Source organism: Sphingobacterium humi (genome assembly GCF_009768885.1).
GTDB classification, from domain to species: domain Bacteria; phylum Bacteroidota; class Bacteroidia; order Sphingobacteriales; family Sphingobacteriaceae; genus Sphingobacterium; species Sphingobacterium humi.
In genome coordinates, this window is sequence record NZ_WSQA01000002.1 from 1 (window position 1) to 23,839 (window position 23,839).

At 43.3% G+C, this 23,839-nt stretch carries 18 protein-coding genes; 4 read left to right on the plus strand and 14 right to left on the minus strand.

From position 1 onward, the window contains the following. Window positions 1–90: 90 nt before the first annotated feature. Entirely contained in the window at window positions 91–570 is a 480-nt protein-coding gene (locus tag GQF63_RS02375; protein ID WP_160367518.1) for a hypothetical protein, read from the minus strand. A gap of 288 nt (window positions 571–858) precedes the next feature. On the opposite strand from GQF63_RS02375, the gene GQF63_RS02380 reads away from it, so the two are divergent. The 3 genes from GQF63_RS02380 to GQF63_RS02390 all read left to right on the plus strand — a co-directional run bounded on the left by GQF63_RS02380 (window position 859) and on the right by GQF63_RS02390 (window position 5,727). Beyond that, a complete protein-coding gene (locus tag GQF63_RS02380) occupies window positions 859–3,066 on the plus strand; it encodes a bifunctional alpha,alpha-trehalose-phosphate synthase (UDP-forming)/trehalose-phosphatase (protein ID WP_160367519.1) in 2,208 nt (735 codons plus the stop codon). 8 nt (window positions 3,067–3,074) lie between these two features. After that, window positions 3,075–4,877 (plus strand): glycoside hydrolase family 15 protein, encoded by a 1,803-nt coding sequence (locus GQF63_RS02385; RefSeq protein ID WP_160367520.1) that lies wholly within the window; start codon window positions 3,075–3,077, stop codon window positions 4,875–4,877. A gap of 70 nt (window positions 4,878–4,947) precedes the next feature. Then, window positions 4,948–5,727 carry a DUF4382 domain-containing protein gene (locus tag GQF63_RS02390; protein ID WP_160367521.1) on the plus strand — a complete coding sequence of 260 codons (780 nt, stop codon included), beginning with the start codon at window positions 4,948–4,950 and terminating at the stop codon, window positions 5,725–5,727. Between the two features lie 56 nt (window positions 5,728–5,783). Here the strand turns inward: GQF63_RS02390 and GQF63_RS02395 are convergent, their stop codons facing one another. The 10 genes from GQF63_RS02395 to GQF63_RS02440 all read right to left on the minus strand — a co-directional run bounded on the left by GQF63_RS02395 (window position 5,784) and on the right by GQF63_RS02440 (window position 18,524). Beyond that, entirely contained in the window at window positions 5,784–6,551 is a 768-nt protein-coding gene (locus GQF63_RS02395; RefSeq protein WP_160367522.1) for a DUF3050 domain-containing protein, read from the minus strand. Window positions 6,552–7,352: 801 nt separating this feature from the next. Continuing rightward, window positions 7,353–9,386, minus strand: a complete 2,034-nt coding sequence (locus tag GQF63_RS02400) for a heavy metal translocating P-type ATPase (RefSeq protein ID WP_160367523.1) — start codon at window positions 9,384–9,386, stop codon at window positions 7,353–7,355. 21 nt (window positions 9,387–9,407) lie between these two features. After that, window positions 9,408–10,610, minus strand: a complete 1,203-nt coding sequence (locus GQF63_RS02405) for an efflux RND transporter periplasmic adaptor subunit (protein ID WP_160367524.1) — start codon at window positions 10,608–10,610, stop codon at window positions 9,408–9,410. Between the two features lie 38 nt (window positions 10,611–10,648). After that, entirely contained in the window at window positions 10,649–14,995 is a 4,347-nt protein-coding gene (locus GQF63_RS02410; RefSeq protein WP_160367525.1) for a CusA/CzcA family heavy metal efflux RND transporter, read from the minus strand. 64 nt (window positions 14,996–15,059) lie between these two features. After that, a complete protein-coding gene (locus GQF63_RS02415; protein ID WP_160367526.1) occupies window positions 15,060–15,425 on the minus strand; it encodes a hypothetical protein in 366 nt (121 codons plus the stop codon). 129 nt (window positions 15,426–15,554) lie between these two features. Then, the gene (locus GQF63_RS02420) at window positions 15,555–16,625 is read right to left on the minus strand and encodes a hypothetical protein (protein WP_160367527.1); all 1,071 of its coding nucleotides are present in this window, start codon (window positions 16,623–16,625) and stop codon (window positions 15,555–15,557) included. A 113-nt stretch (window positions 16,626–16,738) separates the two neighbouring features. Beyond that, window positions 16,739–17,440: a hypothetical protein gene (locus GQF63_RS02425; protein ID WP_160367528.1), complete on the minus strand. Its 702-nt coding sequence runs from the start codon at window positions 17,438–17,440 to the stop codon at window positions 16,739–16,741. Between the two features lie 26 nt (window positions 17,441–17,466). Then, entirely contained in the window at window positions 17,467–17,913 is a 447-nt protein-coding gene (locus GQF63_RS02430; RefSeq protein WP_160367529.1) for a hypothetical protein, read from the minus strand. After that, on the minus strand, window positions 17,868–18,053 hold the full coding sequence (locus GQF63_RS02435; protein ID WP_160367530.1) for a hypothetical protein: 186 nt from the start codon (window positions 18,051–18,053) through the stop codon (window positions 17,868–17,870). Before GQF63_RS02435 ends, GQF63_RS02430 begins: the two co-directional genes overlap by 46 nt. Window positions 18,054–18,149: 96 nt before the next feature. Further along, entirely contained in the window at window positions 18,150–18,524 is a 375-nt protein-coding gene (locus GQF63_RS02440) for a nuclear transport factor 2 family protein (RefSeq protein ID WP_160367531.1), read from the minus strand. Between the two features lie 295 nt (window positions 18,525–18,819). Here GQF63_RS02440 and GQF63_RS02445 point away from each other — a divergent pair, with 295 nt between their 5' ends. Then, window positions 18,820–19,404: a hypothetical protein gene (locus GQF63_RS02445; RefSeq protein ID WP_160367532.1), complete on the plus strand. Its 585-nt coding sequence runs from the start codon at window positions 18,820–18,822 to the stop codon at window positions 19,402–19,404. 26 nt (window positions 19,405–19,430) lie between these two features. Here GQF63_RS02445 and GQF63_RS02450 read toward each other — a convergent pair whose 3' ends face one another. The 3 genes from GQF63_RS02450 to GQF63_RS02460 are packed head-to-tail and all read right to left on the minus strand — an operon-like array spanning window position 19,431 to window position 23,830. After that, window positions 19,431–20,978: a sulfatase gene (locus tag GQF63_RS02450; RefSeq protein WP_160367533.1), complete on the minus strand. Its 1,548-nt coding sequence runs from the start codon at window positions 20,976–20,978 to the stop codon at window positions 19,431–19,433. After that, window positions 20,965–22,365, minus strand: coding sequence for an alpha-L-fucosidase (locus GQF63_RS02455; RefSeq protein ID WP_212592445.1), 1,401 nt, complete (start codon window positions 22,363–22,365; stop codon window positions 20,965–20,967). Before GQF63_RS02455 ends, GQF63_RS02450 begins: the two co-directional genes overlap by 14 nt. Beyond that, on the minus strand, window positions 22,352–23,830 hold the full coding sequence (locus GQF63_RS02460) for a RagB/SusD family nutrient uptake outer membrane protein (protein WP_160367534.1): 1,479 nt from the start codon (window positions 23,828–23,830) through the stop codon (window positions 22,352–22,354). The genes GQF63_RS02455 and GQF63_RS02460 overlap by 14 nt, the downstream gene beginning before the upstream one ends. Window positions 23,831–23,839 lie beyond the last annotated feature (9 nt).

Sequence of the window (23,839 nt, forward strand, 5' to 3'; positions counted from 1 at the left end):
TTTCAATGCAAAACTTAAGGCTTTTAGAAGTGTATTTCGAGGAGTTAGAGATACTACCTTTTTCTTATATCGGGTGATGAAATTGTATGCTTAAAAATTATTACCCCCCAAACTTTCGGTATGATCCGTATTAATCAGCATCAGAAATAGGAAGAAAGACACGGCCATACCGAGTAAGGCCAATTTTTCAACGAATAAGGTTCGTTTCATTTCCCGGTTGATGGCTTTATTCTTGGCCGATCGGATCAACACAAATAAGGGATAGACCAGACTCGAACAAAATACCACCAACATATAAGGCAGCTGCATTGCTTTATACCAGGCTGTTGGGTCAAGCACAAAAAAGATACTAAAAACGGTTAGCGGAACAATATGGAGTAAAATGCTGCTTAAGGCAATCCTTTGCTCATTACTGCTTCGGTAAATAAACAGCAACATCGGGCCATAAACTAAGGGAACAGGCGCTTCGACCGCATTTATGATAAAAAATGCGTGAAAACATAAAATAATAAAAAACAATCCAATAAGAATTGCAAACAACTCAAATTGTTTTATTGCTTTTATTAACATATTTCTATTTAGAGTTAATTAATTTTAGTGAAAAGTTCCCGGTTGACCTATCTCTTCTGTATAAGCACAAATATAATGTTTACTTTTTACTAATTAAAATTAATCAAATTATAGAAATTCTTTTAATAATATGATTGTCTTTTTTTTACTAGTATTGATTTTGGTTAAAAAATATGTATTCGGTTGAAATCATGCCTTAAACCCCGAAAATCATCGATTTTTCACTTCTTTTTCCTTAAAAATCATTTTTTTCAAACAAAATGCTGGAAATCTTGTTCTTAGCTTAGTATGCAGAATCAATCCCCAAAACATTCTGGCAGCACTTTAATTATCTCGAACCGATTGCCAGTTAAAATTGAACGAAAAAAAGGTAAACTAAAATTTACAGCGAGTGAAGGCGGTTTGGCGACCGGCTTAGGTTCTTTTTACAAAGACAACGGTTCATGGTGGTTAGGCTGGCCCGGAATTATCCCTAAAACAGCAGCGGAAGAAGAACAGATCCGCGAAGAATTAAAAAAAAGAAACCTGATTCCCATTTTCTTGAATCAGCATGAAATCAACTATTTTTATGAAGGCTTCTCCAATGCTATTTTATGGCCCCTGTGTCATTACAGACCTAGTTATGTAGAATTGAAACCCGAGTATTGGACCTATTATGCCTCCGTGAATCAAAAGTTTGCCGATTTAGCCAAGCCTTATATCACTGAGCAGACTACCGTATGGGTACATGATTACCAACTGATGGTATTGCCGGGATTGATCCGACAAGAAAGCAGCCCGCGGAGTATCGGTTATTTTCACCATATCCCCTTTCCCCCGGCAGAACTCTTCCGGATGTTGCCCTGGCGGCAGCAATTGCTACAAGGGTTGACCCAAGCAGACCTCATTGGGTTTCATACCTATGAAAACGCGCAAAACTTTTCTGAAACCTGCCAAAGCATCTTGCATGCCGAAGTGCATCAGCAGCAATTGAAAATGGATGGCCGCTCCTGCCACGTCGATGTCTTTCCAATGGGGATAGATTACGAAAAGTATAAGCATCAAGCCATCTCAGAAGCTAGCCAAGGCTATTGCCAAGAATTAAAGGCACTATATCCAGGACAAAAACTCATCCTCTCGGTCGATCGCTTAGATTACAGTAAAGGTGTAATTCAACGCTTAGAGGCCTATGAACTCCTACTAAAACAACATCCCGAGCTTATTGGGAAGGTGAATCTTTATATGCTGATTGTTCCATCTCGCGATCAGGTCAACCAGTATAAGAAGTTAAGGAATGAAATAGACCGAAAAGTAGGTAATATCAATGCCATGCACAGTATTCCCGGTTGGCAACCCGTCTCCTATTTCTATAAATCCTTGCCTTTTGATCGCCTCTCGGCAGCCTATTGTGCCGCCGATGTGTGCTTTATTAATTCCCTATTCGATGGGATGAACCTGGTGGCTAAGGAATATGTAGCCAGTAAACAGTACCAATCTGGTGTATTGGTGTTAAGTGAATTTGCGGGCGCTTCCAAAGAATTGGCAGATGCCTTATTAATCAATCCCTACGCCATTCAAGAAACCTGCGACACCCTCTATCAGGCACTCCAGATGTCCGAAGAGGAAAAAGCAGAACGTATGCTGGCCAATCAACAGGTGGTCGAGAAATTTAACGTCTTCCATTGGGTAAACCTGTTTATGCTTCGCCTGCAAGAAATTTACGAAGCCAATCATCAGGAAATTGCCCGTAAAGTAACGGCCGATACCAAAGCGGCTTTACTTGCAACCTACCAGCAGGCAAACCGACGCTTGCTGCTATTGGATTACGATGGTACCTTAGTAGGCTTCCATAAAAATGCAGAAAAGGCCATGCCTACTCCGGAAGTGCATCGCATTTTAGATCAGCTAAGTGCCGATGCTAAAAACACCTTATCCCTGGTTTCAGGGCGGAAATATGATAACCTGCAGCAGTGGTTTCCTAAAAAGGACTTTTTCATAATTGCCGAACATGGCATTTGGTCTAACTATCCGCATAAGGAATGGCAAGTGAGACCCGGATTATCCAACAGCTGGAAACCAAAGATCAAGGCTCTAATGCAATATATTACCGACCGCACTGCGGGCTCTTCCATCGAGGAAAAGACCCATTCCCTCGCTTGGCATTATCGGAAAGTGGAACCTGCATTTGGAAAACTGAAAGCCCAAGAGCTCCTGTCGCAGTTAGTCGCTGTGGCGGAAGATCTAGAATTGCAAGTGATCAATGGCGATCGGGTAATTGAGGTAAAAGATCAGGTCATCAACAAGGGAAAAGCAGTCTTGCAATTGGTCAGCGATTTGAATCCTGACTTCATTCTTTGTATTGGTGATGACGCCACAGATGAGGACATGTTCCAAGAATTGCCGAGCGATTCCATGACCATCAAAGTAGGTGATAAACAATCTCACGCCAAATATTACGTTGAAAACTATAAGGAAGTATTAAAACTTCTGCAAGAAATCACAGCAATTACAGCATAAATCAAACAATGAATAAAAGACATCTTTACCATAGTGGCATCATCGGCAATTGTAATTTTATCGCGCACGTCCATAAAAACACCAATATAAACTGGCTCTGTTGGCCCACCTTTCGCGATAGCTTCGTCTTCGGAGGCTTACTCGATCAGGAAAAAGGGGGTGAATTCAGCATCAAATTAATCGCCGATGAAACCAGCAGCAAGCAATATTATTTAGAAAACACCAATATACTGGTTACTGAAGTACATTCCGAGCAAGGCAGTTTTAAGGTTACAGACTTTGCGCCTCGTTTCCATCAATACGAGCGTTATTTTAAACCTTTAATGGTCATTCGTATCCTGGAACCGATCCAAGGCAACCCCAAAATCAAAGTAACCTGCAAGCCGAAAGCCGATTATGGCAAGGCTGATTTTAAAAGTTTTCGTGGCAGCAATCATGTGCAGTTTAAACATGCCGATGAAGAAATGCGCTTAACCACGAACATCCCCATTAGCCATTTCTTCGATCAGGATAAAAGTAATTTCATCTTGACCGAAAAGAAATACATGATCTTAAGTTATGGAAGTCCGTTTGAAGCCGCCTTGGAGAAAACGGCGGAAGATTTCCTTTTGCGCACCAAGCAGTATTGGCGACATTGGGTGAAGAAAGCAAGCATCCCGAACTATTACCAATCCTTAATTATCCGTTCAGCTCTGGTCTTAAAACTTCACCAATACGAAGATACGGGTGCTATAATTGCCGCCAGTACCACCAGCTTACCAGAATCCCCCGGCTCGGGAAGAAACTGGGATTACCGCTATTGCTGGGTTCGCGATAGCTATTATGTGCTCACGGCACTTAGCAATATCGGCAAGTTTGATGAACTGGAGCAATTTGCCAGCTATATTACGGGCATCACCCAATCGGATACCGGTCGTTTACAACCCTTGTACGGTATCTTAGGGCGCCGAACCCTAACCGAGAGCACCTTAGATTACTTGGAAGGCTATGAGGGAAATCAGCCCATCCGGATTGGTAACCAAGCTTACGAGCATATCCAAAATGATGTGTATGGACAAGCCATGATTGCCCTCCTCCCCTTGTATACCGATTACCGATTTCCGGCCGATGAACGCAAAGATGCCAAAAGCTGGTTGAGTTATATCCTTGGGAAAATTGAAATGACCATCGATGAAAAAGATGCCGGTATTTGGGAATTCCGACATATCGCTAACCGCCATGCTTATTCCAATTTATTTCAGTGGGCAGGCTGTTGTGCCGCCTTGAAAATAGCCAAGCAAAATGGCTATACCGATATTGAATTGCAAGCGCGTACGCTGATGGAAAAAGCGGCAGCCCATATTGAATCTTGTTATGATCCAGACCGGCAGGTCTACCGCAATGCTTCCGAGGGCGAAAATTTAGACGCCAGCACCCTGCAATTGATTATGATGCACTATTTAGACCCCAGCTCTGAACGCGCCAAGCTTCACTTGGAAGCCGTAGAAAAAGAATTGCGCGGCAAAAATGGGCTTTTTTATCGCTATCTCCATCGCGATGATTTTGGCAAACCTCAATCCACGTTTCTGGTCTGTGCCTTCTGGTATGTAGAAGCACTAGCCTGTGTAGGACGGGTACAAGAGGCTCAGGAGATATTTGCTAATTTAATGAGCTACAGCAATCATTTAGGGCTATTTAGCGAGGATGTGCATGAAGAAGATGGTAGCCAATGGGGCAACTTCCCGCAGGCCTACAGCCATGTCGGATTAATGAATGCCGCCTACCGAATTGCTACTAAATTAGATCAACCCATTTTTACCTGTTCTTCTTAATGCAAATACATTAAAATGACTGTTGGCATATTTATTGTTTTTAACAGCATGTTATAATAAAAAAACTACTATGATGAATAAACTGTTTTTTCCGATTGCTCTTGCAACATTAGCATTCGGAAGTTGTACCACAGATGATGGGATTCCATCCGGTACAACGCCGGTAACCATTAGAATGACCGACGCACCAGCAAATTACGAAGCCATTTATTTAAACATCGATAAAATCGAAATATTAACCGTTGGTGGACGCGAAGAAATTGATATCGATGCCGAACCATTTGATATTTTGCAATATCGCTTTGGTAGAGATACTGTTATTGCTGCGCACGATGTGCCTTCCGGTCGAATTCAGGAAATTCGTTTAGTTTTAGAGGAGGATGGAAATGAAATCGTGGTAGACGGTGTGCATCACCCTTTAAAAACCCCAAGTGGACAATCTTCGGGCGTAAAAATTAAAATTCATGATGATTTAATTCCAAACGTAGCTTATACCCTCTTGTTAGATTTTGATGCGTCGAAGTCTATCGTTGCAAAAGGAAACGGCGGTTATAACTTAAAACCGGTTATTCGTGCGATCCCTGTGGCAGCATCAGGTGCTATTGAAGGGGTAGTAACTCCATTTACGGCATGGCCAAATGTATATGCTATTGCCGGAACGGATACCGTAGGAACCATTACCAACCCATTGGGAAAATTCTACTTTGCCGGAATGACAGAAGGAGCATATAAGGTAGTTATCGAGCCTACGCAAGGCGATTTAGATACCGTAGTGATTGACAATGTGATTGTAACCAAAGGTCAGGTTAAAGACTTGGGAACAATTAACTTGGATGTACCTGTAAACTAATACCGAATATACATATCAGAAAGGGCGCCTATTTATTTAGGCGCCCTTTTATTTGTTTATAGGCTTGCTGCAATAGCATCCCAAAGGCCTATTCTTTTTTCCAGAGCTTCTTTGGAAATAGTTTTCATTTCTTCCCATTTTTGGGCATCATCGCCACCCAATTCCATGATCATTTTCATGGCTAAGGGGCCATGCTCATCCCCGTCTAATTCAATATGACGTTGAAAATAATAGATTAACCGATCTAAATCCTCTTCCGGGAATTGTTGTTTTAAGGAGCCTAGTATCGAGCTAAACATATCCGGAATAAGGTCTTCCCTACCGAAGGTAAAAGCAGCGGCAATTTTATGTGGCTCTTTGCTTTCAATTGTTTCAAAGGTGAAGCGCAAGAAATCCTTAATGCGCTCATCGATTTCCAGGTCTGAGATAGCGGCCAATACCGGGCGGCCTGCCTTTAGCGCCTCTACCAATTGCTCGATGGGTTTAATATCGGCACCTAAGCGCTCCATAGCATCTAAGTACATTTCGTAATGACTTAAGCGTCGGCCATCAACATATTCGTCCGATTCTTCGGCCAACACAATTTCATTAATGAGGTATCGGGTGCTGGCGAGGTCTGTCGCAAACCAAGGAACCTGCGTACAGGTTAATTGAATTTGCAAGGCCTTTAACAAGGACATAAAGTCCCAAACGGCATATACATGTCCTTCGGTGAACTTACGTAAATCTTGGACAGTCTGGATGTTAGCATATAATGGATGGCTGAGTAAAGCCTCCCGTTCTCCTTGAATAAAGGAGTTTACTTCATTGATTTGGTTCTGCATGGGCCAAAAATAACCAAGATTTGGAGATTTTAAGGAGAAAGTATGGGCAATGGAAAAAATACTGACACTCGCATTATATTTCCATTGTTCATCTTTTAGCGTAAAAACTTCCCCATATATACTATAGAGCGTTGTTAAAGAAATAAGCCAAGTAGGTTCTATTTTTCCGCTTATGTTGTCCTTTTGCAAAGCCGTATCTCAGCCCACTGCAAAGGGGATTGAAAGGGGATTGAAAGGGGATTGAAAGGGGTGAGAAAAGGGAGAAAGTTAGACAAGAGCTGTGGTATTCTGCGTTGTCCTCTAGAGCTGTTTTGACATTATTTTGTCATCATTTTGTCATGGTGAGCGGAGTCGAACCACGAACCATTGGTACGTCAATGCAATCAATCACACCTAAAACACCAAATGATATATTTTATAACACATTGTTTATAAGTGTTTTTATAGACAACTGATTGCATTGACGTACCAGTCGTTCGACTCTGCTACCAATGACATGTTTCTGCAAAACACTGTAAGTAAGGTGGTATGAAATGCTTATTCAAAGCACTGTAAGTAAGGTGGTTATGAATTTTGGCTTGCATTGACGTACCAATGGTTCGACTCCGCTCACCATGACAACCCTGGCCACAACGCGACACAAAGCGGGCCGCAGTTTACCAGCATAGTGCCGTAGTTTGGAAGCAATGCTTAACAAGCAATGCCACTTCATGTCATCACCTTCCAATAAATTTTGCAAACATTTTACCCCCTCACGATGACAGCAGGATGACAACTCTCACATCTCACATCTCATATCTACTAAAAAACCCTACTTCGCTGTATTCTCACCGCGTTCAGTATCGCTAGCAAGGCCACGCCTACATCGGCGAAAACGGCTTCCCACATGGTGGCTAGGCCGCCGGCGCCCAGAATGAGTACGATGGCCTTTACCCCAAAGGCGAAGCTTATGTTTTGCCAAACTATGGTTTTTGTTTTCTTTCCGATTTGAATGGCCATTGGGATTTTCAGGGGATTATCATCTTGAATGACCACATCGGCGGTTTCTATGGTGGCGTCGGAGCCGAGTCCACCCATGGCGATGCCGACATCAGAGAGGGCAACTACCGGCGCATCATTTACGCCGTCGCCAACGAAACCTACAAACTTATCTTGGGTTTTAATTTGTTTTACCTGATTTACTTTATCTTCCGGCAGTAGATCGCCGAAAGCCTGATCTATGCCTAAGGTTTTGGCCACCTCTTTTACGACGCTAGATTTATCGCCACTCAGCATGGTTACTTTCACCTTCAGCTGGTGTAGACGGCGAATGGTTTCTGCCGCCGTGGCTTTAATCTTGTCGGCAATGGTTAGATAACCTTGGTATTGTCCATCGTAAGCAATGGCAATCGTGGTGTATACAATGTCTTGCGGATTAATAGGATAAGTAACCTGGAACTTATCGAGCAGTTTAAAATTTCCGACCAGCAAGTCCTTGCCATTTACTTTTCCTTTTAAGCCATGTCCGGCAATCTCTTCAACATCGCTGAGGTTTAAGTTTTCTTTAAGCTCGCCCACGTACTCGTGAATGGCGGTGGCTACCGGATGGCTGGATTTACTTTCGATCAGGTTTACATAATCCATGAGTTCTGGTATGGCAGGCTGATCGATCAGATTAAGCTCTTGAACCTGAAATACACCTTCGGTCATGGTTCCTGTTTTATCCATCACGATATGATCTACATCAGCCAAGATATCGAGGAAGTTTCCCCCTTTCACGAGGATGCCATGTCGGCTGGCAGCACCGATGCCCCCAAAATAACCTAATGGTATGGAAATCACCAAGGCACAAGGACAAGAGACCACCAGGAAGATTAAGGCCCGGTATAACCATTGCTGGAAGCTATAATCGGCCACGAAAAAGTAAGGGATAAATACGATGCCAATGGCCAAAAAGACCACAATCGGGGTATATATCTTGGCGAATTTGGAAATAAAAAGTTCGGTAGGAGCTTTTTGTGCACTGGCATGTTGCACCATTTCGAGAATCTTGCTTAACTTACTGTCTTCGTAAGCGACTGTCACCTCAACCTGCGCTAAGGTTTGTAAATTAATCATGCCCGCCAGAATGGTATCCCCTTTGGCTTTGCTGTCGGGTTTACTCTCTCCGGTAAGGGCTGCCGTATTAAAAGATGCCGATTCGCTTAATAGCAGGCCATCTAAACCTAGTTTTTCTCCAGGTTTCAATTGGACGATATCCCCTATTTTGACTTCTTTGGCCGGCAAAACGATGGTTTTATCGGCTCTGATGACGGTTGCTTCATCAGGGCGTTGATCTAATAAAGACTTGATATTGGCCTTCGCACGTTGTACGGCAAGGCTTTGGAAATTCTCTCCTACGGCATAGAATAACATCACAGCAACCCCTTCTGGGTACTCTTTAATGGCAAAAGCACCAAGGGTAGCAATCCCCATCAGGAAAAATTCGGAGAAGAAATTTCCCTTTTTTATACTTTTTACGGCATCTTTTAATACAGGAATTCCTACCGGTATATAGGCTGCCAGGTACCAGGCGAACCGAATATAGCCTTGAAACCAAGGCATTGGCCATAAATGATCGAGGGCTAAACCGCTTAACAATAAGACTAAGCTTAAAATGGCTGGCCCAAATAGGCGTAGCAGGTTTGAATTACCAGTGCTGCTGTGACTATGATCATGGTCATGCTCGTGCGCATGGTCGTGATCATGTTCCTTATTGGCCGCATGTGCCTCAGCTTGTTCATATACTTTTGCCGTTTGGCTACATATTTCGCAAACCCCGGCCTGATTATATTGATGTTGGTGTGATGTATTCATATGCCTTATGTTGAGTTCCCCTTAATGCTCATGCCCTTCGGAACCACTTAATACAGCATTGATAAAAAAGGCTCCTTTGGTAACAATCCGCGCTTGGGGATTTATGGTTTTAACAGGCGTAACGGCGGCATAGTTGCCATCGGTTAGCCCTTTGTGTACTTCTACTTTCTCGAATTTATAAACTCCTTCTGCTTTATCAAAACCCTGGTCTATAAAAATATAGTCTTTTCCTTCCTCATTTATAATGGATTCCAGGGGAAGACTAGGTTGTGTGCTGCTGCCCGAATGTACATAAGCCACGGCTTGCATCCCTTCAACCAGTCCGGATTTGTCACCCAATACGCTTGCATGCACAGGAATCGTCCGATTGGCATCCAGGCTTTTGTTAATCATATTCACCTGTGCCCAGTGACTTTGACTCGGATTATTAGCAAGGGTAAATTCAATTTTTTGACCCAGCTTGAGTTGAGGTAAGTCCTTCTCAAACAGATTGATCTGTAAAATTAAATTGCTGTTATCTTCCACGCTGGCAATGCTTACACTAGGGTCTACAAAGTTGCCGATGCTGCTATTTAGCTGGGTAATGTAGCCATTTAAAGGGCTTTTTACAGATATGGTATTGACCAAGCTTCCATTTTCAACCTGATTTGCGCCAATACCCATCAGTTGCAATTGCTTGCGTAAGCTTGCCTGCTGGGCGCGCAACGCTTTCAATTGGGCTTCTGCATTTTGAAGGTTTTTTAAAGCCCCCGCCTGCCCTTGTTGCAAGAGCTGCTGGCGTTCGACTTCCTTACGTGCAAAATCAATTTGACTGCTCACCGAAGCATAATTTTCCTGCACCTGAATAAACTCTGGATTGGAAATGCGCGCAACCACTTGCCCCTGTTTTACGTAATCACCCTGCTTAATCAATAGGCTGGAAATACTACCCGCATACACCGAGTTGATGGTCGCCTTGCGCTCATTCGGAATGATGAGGGCTCCATTAAACTTCAATTTATTTTCCAAATCTCTGCTGCTGATGCTTGTATATTCAACAGCGATGGTTTTAAATTGTTCTGCTGTAATTTCAGCTATGTTTTCGGCATGGGCACCTGCTTCTTCGTGGCTATGGTTATGCGCATCTTCTGTTGTCGCTGTAGGTTTGGATTGACAAGCGAATAATTGAACGCTTGACACAGCAAACAGAAGTAAGATTTTATAGCTATTAAATATATTTTTCATGCTTTTTGCTATTTATTCATGTCAATTGGGATGGCTACTTACCTTCCGAGGATATAACGCATCTGATTCACAGTTTGATTTAATTGGTAAATACTTTCGATGTAATTCAGCTCTAAATTAATGGCTGTTTGAATAGCCGTGAGGTATTCGATATAGTCCATATCCCCTACTTCATAGCCTAATTTGGCAGCATACAGGATATCATGGGCATTCTGAAGGCCCTGCGACTGGTAGAAACGGACTTGCTTCAGCTGTTGCGCATAAAGCTGCCCTAAATTATTCCATTCGGTTTGCAATTCCGCGTTACGTTGTTGCAAGCGTAAGGTATTGGCTTCCTGCTCGAGCTTATAGCTTTTTATGCGGGCATTGGCACCGCTATTGAAAATAGGCACAGCGATTCCTACCGTAGCCGAGTGAAAACGATCGCGCGATGTTAAGTGGTTGACCACTTGACCGTCTTTCATTTCCTGACCAATAAAGGAAGTATTGGCATAACCTACGGTAATATCAGGTAATCGTTGTTGTTTCTCTAGCTTGATTTCGGCATTTGCTCGTTCCAATTGTTGCTTTAACTGCAATATCTCTGGATTTTGCAGGCTATCGACCATCCAATGCTGCGCCGTCAGTTCTTCTACTTGTAGGTTGGCGGCGCTTAAGGCCGGTAAGCTTTGCATTTGACTTAAAGCCAGGAGTTGGTTTTGTAAATTAGCAATCAACACTTGTTGCTGTTGCCATTGCAGTTGAGCCTCTCCCCTTTTAGTTTTTGCCGTGGTCACCTGAATTTGTGCAATATCTCCTGCCTGAAATTTCACCTGCGATGCACGTTCAAACTCTGCATATAAACTATCCAATCGCTTTAATTTTTCCTCCAAGGCATGGGCATAGACTAAATTGTCGTAACGATTGGCTAAACTGAAGGCAAGCTCATTACGGGTAAGCAGGACATTTGACTCGGCTAATTTTACGTCTTGCGCCATTAATTCGCGCCGGGCCTTAAAAACCGTAGGAAATGGAAACTCCTGCGAAACCTCGAAGTTTTGGTCGAATTTTTCGGAGTTAAATTGCCCCAGTTGCGCAGCGATGTTTGTTTTTGGCAAACTTCCGGCCGTACGTAATAGGACTTTTTTAGCCTCGGTACTCTTGTTAGCGGCTTGTAAAAGGCCATTCTGCTGCAGGGCTTCCTGTATAAACAGGTCCTTTTGCGTTTGTTGCGCTTGTACAAATGGCATGCTGGCTAAAAACAATAAGATGCTTACTGGAATGGCTTTGGGTTTTATTTTCCATTTTCCTTCAAAGAGCGCATAGAGGATCGGCAATACCAATAAGGTTAAAAGCGTAGCGGTAATCAGCCCACCGATTACTACCGTGGCCAAGGGTTTCTGCACTTCAGCACCGTCGCCCTGGCTAATAGCCATCGGCAAGAAACCTAGACTCGCTACACTGGCGGTCATTAATACCGGTCGGAATCGTTCTTTGGTTCCCTCTTTAATGCGCTGCCAAATATCTGTTACTCCATCTTCTTTCAAATGGTTAAACGTGGCAATTAAGACTATACCATTTAGAACGGCGACACCAAACAAGGCAATAAAGCCAATGCCGGCGGAAATACTAAATGGCATCCCCCGCAACATCAAGGCAAAGACACCGCCAATGGCCGACATAGGAATGGCGGTAAAGATCAAGATGGCTTGTTTTACCGAGCGGAAGGTGCTATAGAGCAAAAAGAAGATTAATAACAAGGCCGCCGGTACAGCCCATGCTAAACGGGCATTCGCTTCCTCTAAATTCTGAAAAGAGCCTGCATATTTCAGGTAATATCCGCTGGATAATTGAAGCTTCTGGTTCATGTTTTTCTGTAATTCTGACACCACTGAGGCTACATCATAGCCGTTTTCTATATTAAAACCGATAACTACCCTTCTTTTGCCTTCCTCCCGGGAGATTTGAGCAGGACCATTGATGAAATTAACCGTTGCTAATTCGCTTAGGGGCAATAGAACGCCAGACTTGGTCGGCACAAATAAATTGGCCACCTGATCGATGTTCTGGCGATACTCTTCTTTTAAACGAACCACCATATCGAATTTTCGCTCGTTCTCATATACTACTCCGGTTTTTCGTCCGGCAAAGGATGCTTGCAGAATATCATTGACTTGCTGCACCGTTACACCATTATTGGCTAACCTAACCCGATCATAAGTCACTGTAATTTGCGGTACACCGGATATATTTTCCATCTGTGGTGTGCTGGCGCCTTCAATGCCTTGGATAATGCTGGTTGCCTGTTTGCCATAGAACAGCAGGCTATCGAGGTTTTCACCAAAAATCTTAACCGCAACATCTTGCCGAATACCGGTCATCAATTCATTGCTACGCATCTGGATGGGTTGATTTATTTCAAAAAATACCCCCGGAATTGTGGCCACTAATTTATCGTAAATGGCCTGCCCCAATTCATCGTAGCTGAGTCCGGATTTCCATTCCTTCTTAGGCTTGAGAATAATCATCATATCGGTCGCTTCAGGCGGCATAGGATCCGTTGGGATTTCTGCCGAGCCTGTTTTACCCACGACCATGCGTACCTCATCAAACTCCTTAATGATGCGCGAGGCTAACATGGATGTTTCTATACTTTGCTTTAAGCTTGTTCCTTTAGGAAGGATACAATGGAATGCATAATCTCCTTCTTTGAGGTTGGGTAAAAATTCACCCCCCATCCGGTTGAAGAAAAATAGGGAAAGGGAGAATACCGCGATAGTGACACCGACAACCCAGGTTTTCCAATCAAAAGATAAGTGTAATAAGGGCTCATAGCGTTTGTATAGCCAGTTCATCATGCGGTCGGAAAAGGTTTCCTTTTTCTTGAATTCCTTCGGAAGGAACAAGGCGCACATCATCGGGATGTAGGTTAAGGATAAAATTAAGGCGCCTAAAATGGCAAAAGATACCGTTTGAGCCATCGGCACAAACATTTTGCCTTCTACCCCACGTAAGACCAGGATAGGGATATAGACGATTAGGATGATGATTTCGCCAAAGGCGGCACTGGATCTGATTTTGGAGGCAGATACATAGACTTCCTGATCCATTTGCTTCTGACTTAAGCGACCCGTAATGCCCCGGTTGGACAGGTGGTGCAGGGTTGATTCTACGATAATGAGGGCTCCATCGACAATAAGACCGAAATCTATCGCCCCTAGGCTCATCAGGTTGGCTGAAACGCCAAATACATTCATTAAACTGATGGCAAACAATAAGGATAAGGGAATGGCTGAGGCCACAATAAGCCCGGCACGCAGGTTGCCCAAGAAGATAACCAGGACAAAAATAACAATCAGCGCCCCTTCTAATAAGTTGCGTTCTACCGTGCTGATGGCTCGGTTGACAAGGTTGGTCCGGTCGAGGTAAGGCTCAATGGTGATATCTTCGGGAAGGGTTTTCTCAATGCTTTTGATTCTTTCCTTCACCGCATCTACCACCTCCTTGCTGTTCTCGCCTTTGAGCATCATCACTACGCCGCCTACAGCATCGACCTGCCCGTTATAGGTCATGGCACCATAACGGATGGCACTACCGTATTGCAATTCGGCAATATCTCGTATATAAATGGGTGCTCTATTTTCTTTATGGATAGCGATTTGACCAACATCGTCTAAGGAGTTGACCATGCCTACACCTCGGATGTAATAGGCACTTGGTTTCTTATCGATGTAAGCACCGCCTGTATTCTGATTGTTTTGCTCTAGGGCTTCATAGACATCGCTGATAGATACCTGATAGGCCTGTAGACGTTCTGGATTGATAGCGACCTCATACTGCTTCAATAAACCGCCAAAGCTGTTGACCTCGGCAACACCCGGGGTTCCGTTCAATTGGCGGCGCACAATCCAATCTTGCATGCTGCGCAGGTCCATGCTTGAGTATTTCTTTTCTGAACCTGCTTTGGGGTGTAAAATATATTGATACACTTCCCCTAATCCGGTACTGACCGGCGCTAATTCCGGTGTGCCGACGCCCTCGGGGATATCCTCTTCGGCAAGCTTAAGTTTTTCCTGCAATAACTGCCGGGCAAAATACACATCCACTTCCTCCTTAAAGACGACCGTAATTAAGGATACTCCAAATCGGGAGATACTACGTATTTCTTCGGTATTGGGGATATTGGCAATGGCTTGCTCAATAGGGAAAGTAACAAACTGTTCCACCTCCTGGGTTGCCAAGGACGGGGAAAGGGTAATAATCTGGACTTGATTATTGGTGATATCCGGAACGGCATCTATGGGCAGCTTGGTTAAGCTCCAGATGCCCCATATAATCCAGGCCACGGTCATCATTCCAATAATCAGCTTATTATGTATGCTGAATTTAATGATCTTATCTAACATGAAATAGGGTTTTGCTGATGTAAATAGCAAGGGTCAGGATCTGACCTAATAAATTATAGACGAATTAGGAATACAAGCCTTTGGGGGGCTGGAAGATGGTGTTTTGGTGATTATGGATGTAATGGTTGCAATAATCGGGTTGATAATCTGCAGGTTTCCGCAGGGCCAAGAGCTCTTCGCTTAAGTTAAACGTGCTGGCCACCTGATCGGAAATAGCCATGTGGCAACATCCGCAGACACATAATGGCGAACAATGGTGTGTGCCATTGTGGGCTTCTTGTTCCTGCGCTGCCAGTTCATTTATGCTACCCTCCTCAGGGGTATGGCAAGCATGGGGTTCAGATTTTACAGCTTGTTGGTCTTGAAAATAATGGAAATGATCGCCACATGGCACAAAATGTAGTGCGATGAAGTATACAATAAATGCCATTATCAAAGGTCTCATCAGTAGATGATTATTGGGTTACAATAATCAAAGATAAACAGGAAACTATTGAGAATGAAAATAAATTATAGCTAGAAAATAGTTTTTATATCGAAAATAAGGAATTTGTTGGCCTTATTTTATGACCATATCATTTAAGTGTATTTTCTTCGATTCATCATAGAGTACCTTAGGCTGACCATTGGTCCATAATACGGCGGATGATTTAGTGCCGTTATAGTAATTTCCTAACACATATACCTTGCCTTCATGTACCTGAATAGCCTTTGCTTCCAGATTTTTTGTAGGAGACAACTTATACAAGAGGGTTTTATTTTTATAGACCGTTGCATTGCCCCTACTTCCATCGTAGCTATTGATGACAAAATAATAATCTTGTCCTACCATGGTTGCGGCTAAGCTGAGGATATTCTGACCATGCGGCAACACAAAGATTTCCTGGTCATTTTTCCATACGGCGGCAACATCCGTTCCTGACTTTTGATTGCGATAGCCTAATACATAGATATCTTTATTAATGGTTTTGATGAAAAAGGAATTGGAGGTGGCATCGGCCAGACTGATGATGTTGCCTCCTACCCACATGGCTGCCGTCAAGGCAAATTGCCCGGCACTAACGACACTTCCATTTCCTTCGGCCATCGAATTGATGCGCGTATGCGACAGGCAACAGCCTGCACGTTCTTTAACGCCATTCACCCATCTGTAATTACCAACACCTGTAGGTTCTTGCTGCATACCAGCCACATACACCTTATTACCTGTAGCAAAGATGGCAGTACCGGTACTGATGTTTGCAGCGGTGCCATATAGCGTTACTTTATTGTTCTTCCAATAGGCAACCTTCCTATTGCCTGCTTTATCTTGTTGATAGCCGGTAATATGTACATCATTGTTTAAAGGATAAACATCAACCGCATCGGAAATTAAGGTGCTGGAGAGGTTCACCAGCGAATCATTAATACGTAAGATGGCATGCTTTGTTGTCTCTTTGAAGCTGCTTGGGTATTTATAGCCTACGTAGTAGAACTTCGCCGGCTTTGGTGTTACGGGCGGTTTAGGATCTTCAGGGTTTACCGGGGTCTCAGGCTCTGGATCTGGGTTATTCTTTTTGTCGCAGGCCTGCATGAAAATAAACAAAGGCAACAGCAACAAAAGCATCGAAGGATATATTTTCTTTTTCATAGGTGTTTATGCTTGCTATACAAAGTAAACAGCTCGAAAAAGAAAATTGAAATATTGGGCTTGTTGAATTATATAAATAAAGGATGCAAGGAGCCTAATATAGGCTAATGGAGCTATTTCGCATTGTCCAGTCCCTCATGAATCCGATTCAGCAGGTAATCGTGCGTGCCAGGTATGCTACTCGGATAATGATACAATCTCCCATGGTTAGTTTTTAAGTTTAAATGTTGGATATAAGGCTGTTTCTCGTAATTGATGCCCAGTAAGAGTACTTCCTGCTCGTTCAACCAAGTAACCTGTTCAATACGTTCGCTGGGGCCAGAGAAGCTAATCCTCGTGCTGCTTTTCTGTTCCAGATCCACTAAGCTAACTTCCTGATCGGCTTCAAATGCAGGTTCTCCCTTTTCATCAGGGAACCAAAAATAACTGTCTATATCGATGTACTTATTTTTACTTGGCGCGTATATTAAAAAGGAAGTGTAAATAGGGTTAAAATCAGGATCATAACTCGCTTTAGCTGTAGCTTTCATTGGGTTAATATGAATGCTATCGCCGGCCTGGAAATGAGCCAAATGAAAGCTGCTGTCGTATTGCTGATAGTATTGCTTCCAATCGGTTAGATTGCCATCAGAGAGTGTATCCCACTGTTGCTGTAGGCTTAGAACCTTATTGCTGTCTGGCTCTTCTGATGAACTGTGGTTGTTTTGTTCTTGCCTATTGTTTTGACAGGCTAGGATGCTAAAGATGAGGAACAGCCCTAGGCTAATGGAACTTATACGGGTGAAAACGTGGGAACTTACTACGAATGGCTTCATACCTAAAGATAAGGATATCTTGTTGTTTAGGGAAAGATTCGTTTGTTTTCAGCTTTTGCGTAATATAGCTTTATTAGAATAAGCGGTTGATGGAAAGCATAGAAATAGCATGCTCCAGCTAAATACGCAAGGATATCGAATGGATCATAGGTATTATAGGTGGTATACTGAGGTGCCCAATATTCGAAAATAAAAGCGGTAAGCATGGCCAATAGCAGCAATTGATAGAGCGGAAACTTAAAGGTATACCGTTTCCCGATGAGGATATTGCCTGCGATAAGGCAGAAATGGGCTATCAGGGGAACAAATACAAAATCGGTTAACCAATTATTGAAGAAAGGAATAATGAGGTCTAACTTTCGGGAAAAGCGAATCAGAAACCAGCTTGCAGTATAGAAGAGCAGGTTTCCATCCCAATAGAGGTTGATTAATGCGCGAAAGAAACCGCGATCAGCATGGCGATCATTCCACATCCCATCAATAATAAAAACATAAACCAACCAATTTTCTTCTGCATCTTTTGTGCAGGGGTGTCTTGTGCATCCGTTGGGAATATAGTTTCCCGGATATCAATTAAATGTCGTTCAAAAAAGCCTTTCTTGGGCGTTTGCATGATGGAAAAATATCTTTGTATAGCTAATGCAACGCAAAGATAGCGATTAAAGTTAATCTAGCTTGAACTTAACAGCATGAAAGCTTGTAAATCCCTTTACTTTTCCAGTTCTATTTCACTGTGCATGGCGCATTTCCAAGCGCCATCTTTCAATACCCAAGTGGAATTACACACGCAGCTGTCCTGCCAAGTTTTGCCTTGATAGGTTTTCTCCGTAGCAACTTTGTAGGCTATTACCGCGGTTTGATCAGTTAATTCAATGACTTCTTCCTCGCTTATCGAAAGCACCTTAAAAACTAATTCCTTGCCTTGTTCGAACATATCAACGAAAGATTGCTTATCCGCCTTCCGAATTCCTTTGCTACTGGATACAATGCAAGGGAAATAGGTTAAGTCCAATAAGCCATCTAGCTCATGGTTTTCCATACGCTGCCAATACTGTTTTTCTAAGGATATGATTGCTGTGTTCATAGGTATCTATTTTAGGGCGGGTGTTTAATCCGGAATGACTTCCTCCACTTCTTGAATATTAGTAAATAAAAAGTGCCAAACCAAATATACAAGTATCAGGACAACGATAGTAATAATTACCCATATCCAGGTTTGCTTAAATCTTTTATCTTCCAACATGTAGAGAGAACACTTAAAGTGTATAAAAGGTTTAGATTAGGTTTCGTTAATTAAAATTTAACTTGCATCTTACAAGTTGTAGCAATAATATGTGTATTACCGTTTTGTTAAGGAAACCAATTATCATGTATATCCTATGAAACCATTTTATTTATTCTTGAGTATTCTTTTAATGTTGTCCTCTTGTTCTAAATCCGATCATGCTGCTGATGAAGGAACAGATGAGTATCAAATTGCGAATGGTTATTATTACTGGTCTACCGAACAAAAGATTCCCCTTTGGTCGGATGATTCCTATTATTTAGTGCAGTTAAAGGCTGGCCATAAGGCAAGTGATTTGGATTCCCCATTTAAGGAGAAGATTGTCGTGGCAGCAGAGGATCGCTTTATTCTAGATAAAGCAAATTTTAATGCATTTAATCAAGTCCATAAACAACTTATTGAAAAGGCAATTCCCACCTATAAAATGAAAGACGGGTATTCTTTAAGGCCTACAGGGAATATTGTTATCAAATTAAAAGCAGGCGTAAAACTGACGCAGGTTCTTTTAATCGTAGATAAGCAAGCAGTACTGGAAAATGAAAATGAATTTATGGACGATGTTTATGAATTACGGGTTAACGATATTACGCAGACGTTGAAAGTTGGTAATAAGATCAAAGAATCGGGACTCGTGGAGTTCAGTCATCCCGATTTCTTTGCAGATATTGTATTGAATTAAGATTCTAGGAAGTTTAAAGCCTGAACCTAGTTCAACTCATTCGGATAGGGTACTTTCTTGCCCGTCGCTTTATAAGTTGGCAATTGGGCGTCCCAGGCTTTAAACCTTTCGGTTAGCAGGTTGCTAAGCTCCTTCACTTTCTTTTTATGCTGTTTAGCGATATCTTTTGTTTCGCCAATATCATCACGCAGGTTATACAACTCCAGTTTCTGATTTTTCATGTCATAAACGAGTTTGTAATCGCCTTGACGAATCGCCGAAAAGAAGTTAATACCCGGGCCATCCTGTACAATCCATTTATTCGGAATATTCCAAACCAGATTACGGCTATTCCAAGAATTGTCTTGTTTGCCATCAATTAGGCTCACCAAACTCTGACCATCTATGGTCTTTTGCACCAAAGGGTAATCCTGAATACCGGCCAATTCCAAGATCGTAGGGAAAAGGTCTTCCACAATCACGGGCGATTCGGTACTTCTGGCCATATGGTTATTCGCATTTTTAATCAATAAAGGAACGCGGATTCCCCCCTCATACACCGATCCTTTTCCGGCTCGCAGCGGTAAGTTCTGCGTATGATCAGGTCCTGAACGTTGCGGATTCCGGCTAAGTCCGCCGTTATCACTCAGGAAGATAATCACTGTATTTTCATACTGCCCATTATCCTTTAAAAACTGAACAATATCTCCGATGCTCTTATCAAATCCTTCCACTAAGGAGGCATAGCCTGCTTCTACCGGATCTAGCCCTTTATCCAGGTACTTCTGTACAAAACGAGGATCAGGCATAATAGGCACATGCACCGCATAGTTAGAGAAATTTAAAAAGAAGGGTTCTTTCCGTTTAATAGGCTCCTTCAAGGTTTTAATGGCTTCTAAAGTTAAAGCTTCCGTCAGGAATGTATCTCTCCCATGGTATTCCATTAAATCAGGAACAGCCTGATGGCTAGCTTTGCCAGGCATATTGCCATAATTTTCTTCGCCATAATAGCTTTGCGGGTGTCCGGCAGAGTGACCGGCAATATTCACCATAAAACCCAGGTTCAAGGGGCTTGCTCCTGGCGTACCTGCGGAGCCCCAATGCGCCTTGCCGATATGAATGGTATAGTAGCCATTATCTTTTAAGATCTGCGGAAAGGGCGTCGCATATACCGTATGCGGGACATTAGGATCCGGACTCATGCCGTTGATATTCCAATCCGGCGGTGTCAGCATGTCGTCTGGATTATCCGTTGGTTTATTTGCGGTTGGATGCGTCCAATTCGTCACTTTATGATGGGCGGCATTTAAGCCCGTCAGCATACTGACCCGCGAAGGCGTACAAACAGGCGTTGCATACGCATTGGTGAATTTTGTTGCTTCTTTTGCCAAGGCTTCCAAGTGCGGGGTATGGAACTTACGGTTTATCGGCGTTACTTCTTTATAGAAAGGCTCAGAAATATCCTGCCAGCCTAAATCATCAACAAAGAATACTACAATATTGGGTTGCTTAGCCTGCTGTGCTTGCGCTGAGCCCCCCAAAAATAGGCAGCCCAAAACCGTGCAACAACTGAGGATTAAATTAATTCGTTTCATATACATTCAAGGTTGTAAGCGTAGGAGTTCCTACTGCTTGGTCTACTAAAATACGGATGGATTTACAAGTTACGGGTTTTTCTAACAGGATAATATGCTTATTGCCAATAGCGCTTCCAGAATAGATCGTTGTCCATTTTCCTTTGACTTGCGCTTGGACACGGAACGCACGTACCTTCTGCCCTTCCCGAAGATCCTCCCCCAGCACAATGCGACTTATAGGCTGATCACGATTAAATTGCAGCTGATTAGTGGACTTTTTAGCACCCTGCACCGGATCTTTATACAGGCGGGCTAGTTCCTGCCCAAATTCCTGCATCCTGATGTGGTCAGCTTGCGGAACAAGTCCGCTGGTATCCGGTGTAAGCCCTAAGATCAAGGTGGCATTCCGACCGACTGATTTATGGTACATATCCAGCAGTTTGGCCGTTGAAAAGATACTGTGTTCATCGTTGGGTTCCCAGAACCATTCATGGCGACCATTATCGCCACGTAAAGGCGCATCGGCCATAGCCGGCATAAAATAAGCCCCATTCGGATCACCCGTTTTTAAGAGCTCATACTTGTTCTCCCAAATAGCCTTTGGCGCACTCTCCCCAGATCCTGTATGTGGAAAGGGAAAAGTAGACCAGCAGGGATAATTGACGGTTCCCGATTCCGAACCGCCCCAGCGTGCTTCCGCCAATTGATCGTTATGATAGAACAAACAATCGGGTTGGTATTTCTTAACGATAGGCAATACGTCAGGTGCGCCTTTGTCCGGATGGCTAGCACCACCATCAAACCAGATTTCAAACAAGGGACCATACCAGGTGCATATTTCTTTAACCATCTCTTCCACCATCTGGTTATAAAACTTTTGGCGTTGCTTTTGCATTTCTCCTTGCCCATCCACAACAAAATCATGCACCCCCAAAAAAGAATTCCATCGGATGCCTAAATACACGCCCGGCTCTAATCCATGCTTTCTACAAGCTTTGATAAAATCACCTACTAAATCTTCCTTCCCATTGGTCCAACCCACCGCTTTCGTATTATAGGGGTTCGCCTTCGAAGGATATAAGGCGAAGCCCGTTTCATGGGTAGCCGTAATGAGGGCAAATTTCGCACCGGCGGCTTTCGCTGTCAGCACCCATTGCTCCACATCCAATTGCGTCGGATTAAACTGATGGATATCCGCCACAGGCGTAATCCTATTTTGCCCTTGGCTGTATGCTTTCCCATCAAACACGTGCAGGTCATAATGGAAAATTATACCCAATTCGGCCTGTTGCCAGGCCAATTGGGCTTTATTAGGTTTAGGTAACTCCTGCGCTTGCAGGCTTGCTCCAACGAAGCAAAGCAGGCCAGCAAGCAAGGTTGTAGTAAGCTGCTTAATACCCATCATTCTGCTCTAAATTTGGGTTGGCGTCAATCTGTTGCAAAGGAATAGGGTATAACACCTGATGGTCTTTAGCCGCATATCCACGAGAACGGGCCGAGCTGATAAATTTACCATGTCGAATGAGGTCCTCCCGGCGTAATCCCTCCGAATAAAACTCACGTCCTCTTTCGGCCAATAGGAAATCGCGTAAGCCCTCCTTGGTTGGGTAGCTGGCTAAGGTAAGTGTAGCTGCATTTGCCCGCTGCCGAACGGCATTTATTAAATCGATGGCTTCTTGGGTAGGGCCTGACAGCTCGTTTAACGCTTCTGCCCTACTTAATAAAATATCGGCATAGCGAATGTAAACAATATCATTGCCCATGGCTTCGCCCACTGCATTCGGATCGGGCCAATATTTAAAACTACGCACATTGTCTAAAGCTTTTCCAGCAGCATCTTCCAACAATTCAACGTTTTTCCCGGAAACATCCGTATACGAACGAATCAGTAACTCCCGTCGACGGTCATTCGCGTCAAAAGTTTTATAAAAAGCTGAATAGGTACGGAATTGTGCACCGAAATTAATTTGATTGGACAGGATCGGGTAATTTGGCGGAAATGCATGCGCCATGTAGTTATTGTGGTAACCACTCTGAGGTAAACAAGGTGCCCGGAAAATAAACTCCTTATTGCTCTCGCCCAAGACGTTAAAAAGCTTGGTATAATCGGCATACAGTTCATACTGTTTGCCATCGATTACCTGTTTGGTCACCTCGGCAATCTTGGCCCAGTTTTTCTCTTTTAGGTAAAGCTTCATCAAGTAGCCATAGGCCGCGCCTTTGCTCGCTCGGCCGATAGGGTTTTCTGCCAAGGGCAAATATTGAGCAGCAAACTCTAAATCTGCTACCACATAGTTCACAAAAACCTCCCGTGTCGCTCTAGCTGTATTTTTACCGATTTCTTCAATCTGTTCCGGGGTAGCATCTGCTGGAATATCAATTAAAGGTGTAGGACCAAACAAATTGTATAAGAAGTAATAGGAAGAGCCACGGATAAAACGTGCCTCCGCTTGAATCTTATTCAGCTTTTCTTGGTCTAAACCACCCAATTGGTTCGACAGCAGCAATACCGAGTTCGCACTGGCAATGGCCTGGTACATCTTCTGCCAAAATCCATTTAAAAAGCTATTGTTCACCGCCCAATTGAATTGAATAAAAGGTGCCGCATCCTTCTCCAGGCCGCCCCCGGTTTCAAAAGAAACATCGGTGTTAAATTCATTCATCATATAGGTATAGTTCCGATGATCGTAGGCGATGATACGCGAACGCGCATAGGCACCGGTCAGCAGGGCATCGATGCCACTGGCATCTTGCAAGAATCCATTCGGATCGTATTCCGTATATACTTCCTCGGCCAAAAACGACTTACAGCCGCTCGTAAAAAAAGGAAGACTTAATAAGAGTAGGTATTTTAATTTAAAAGTTGCCATGATAAAATA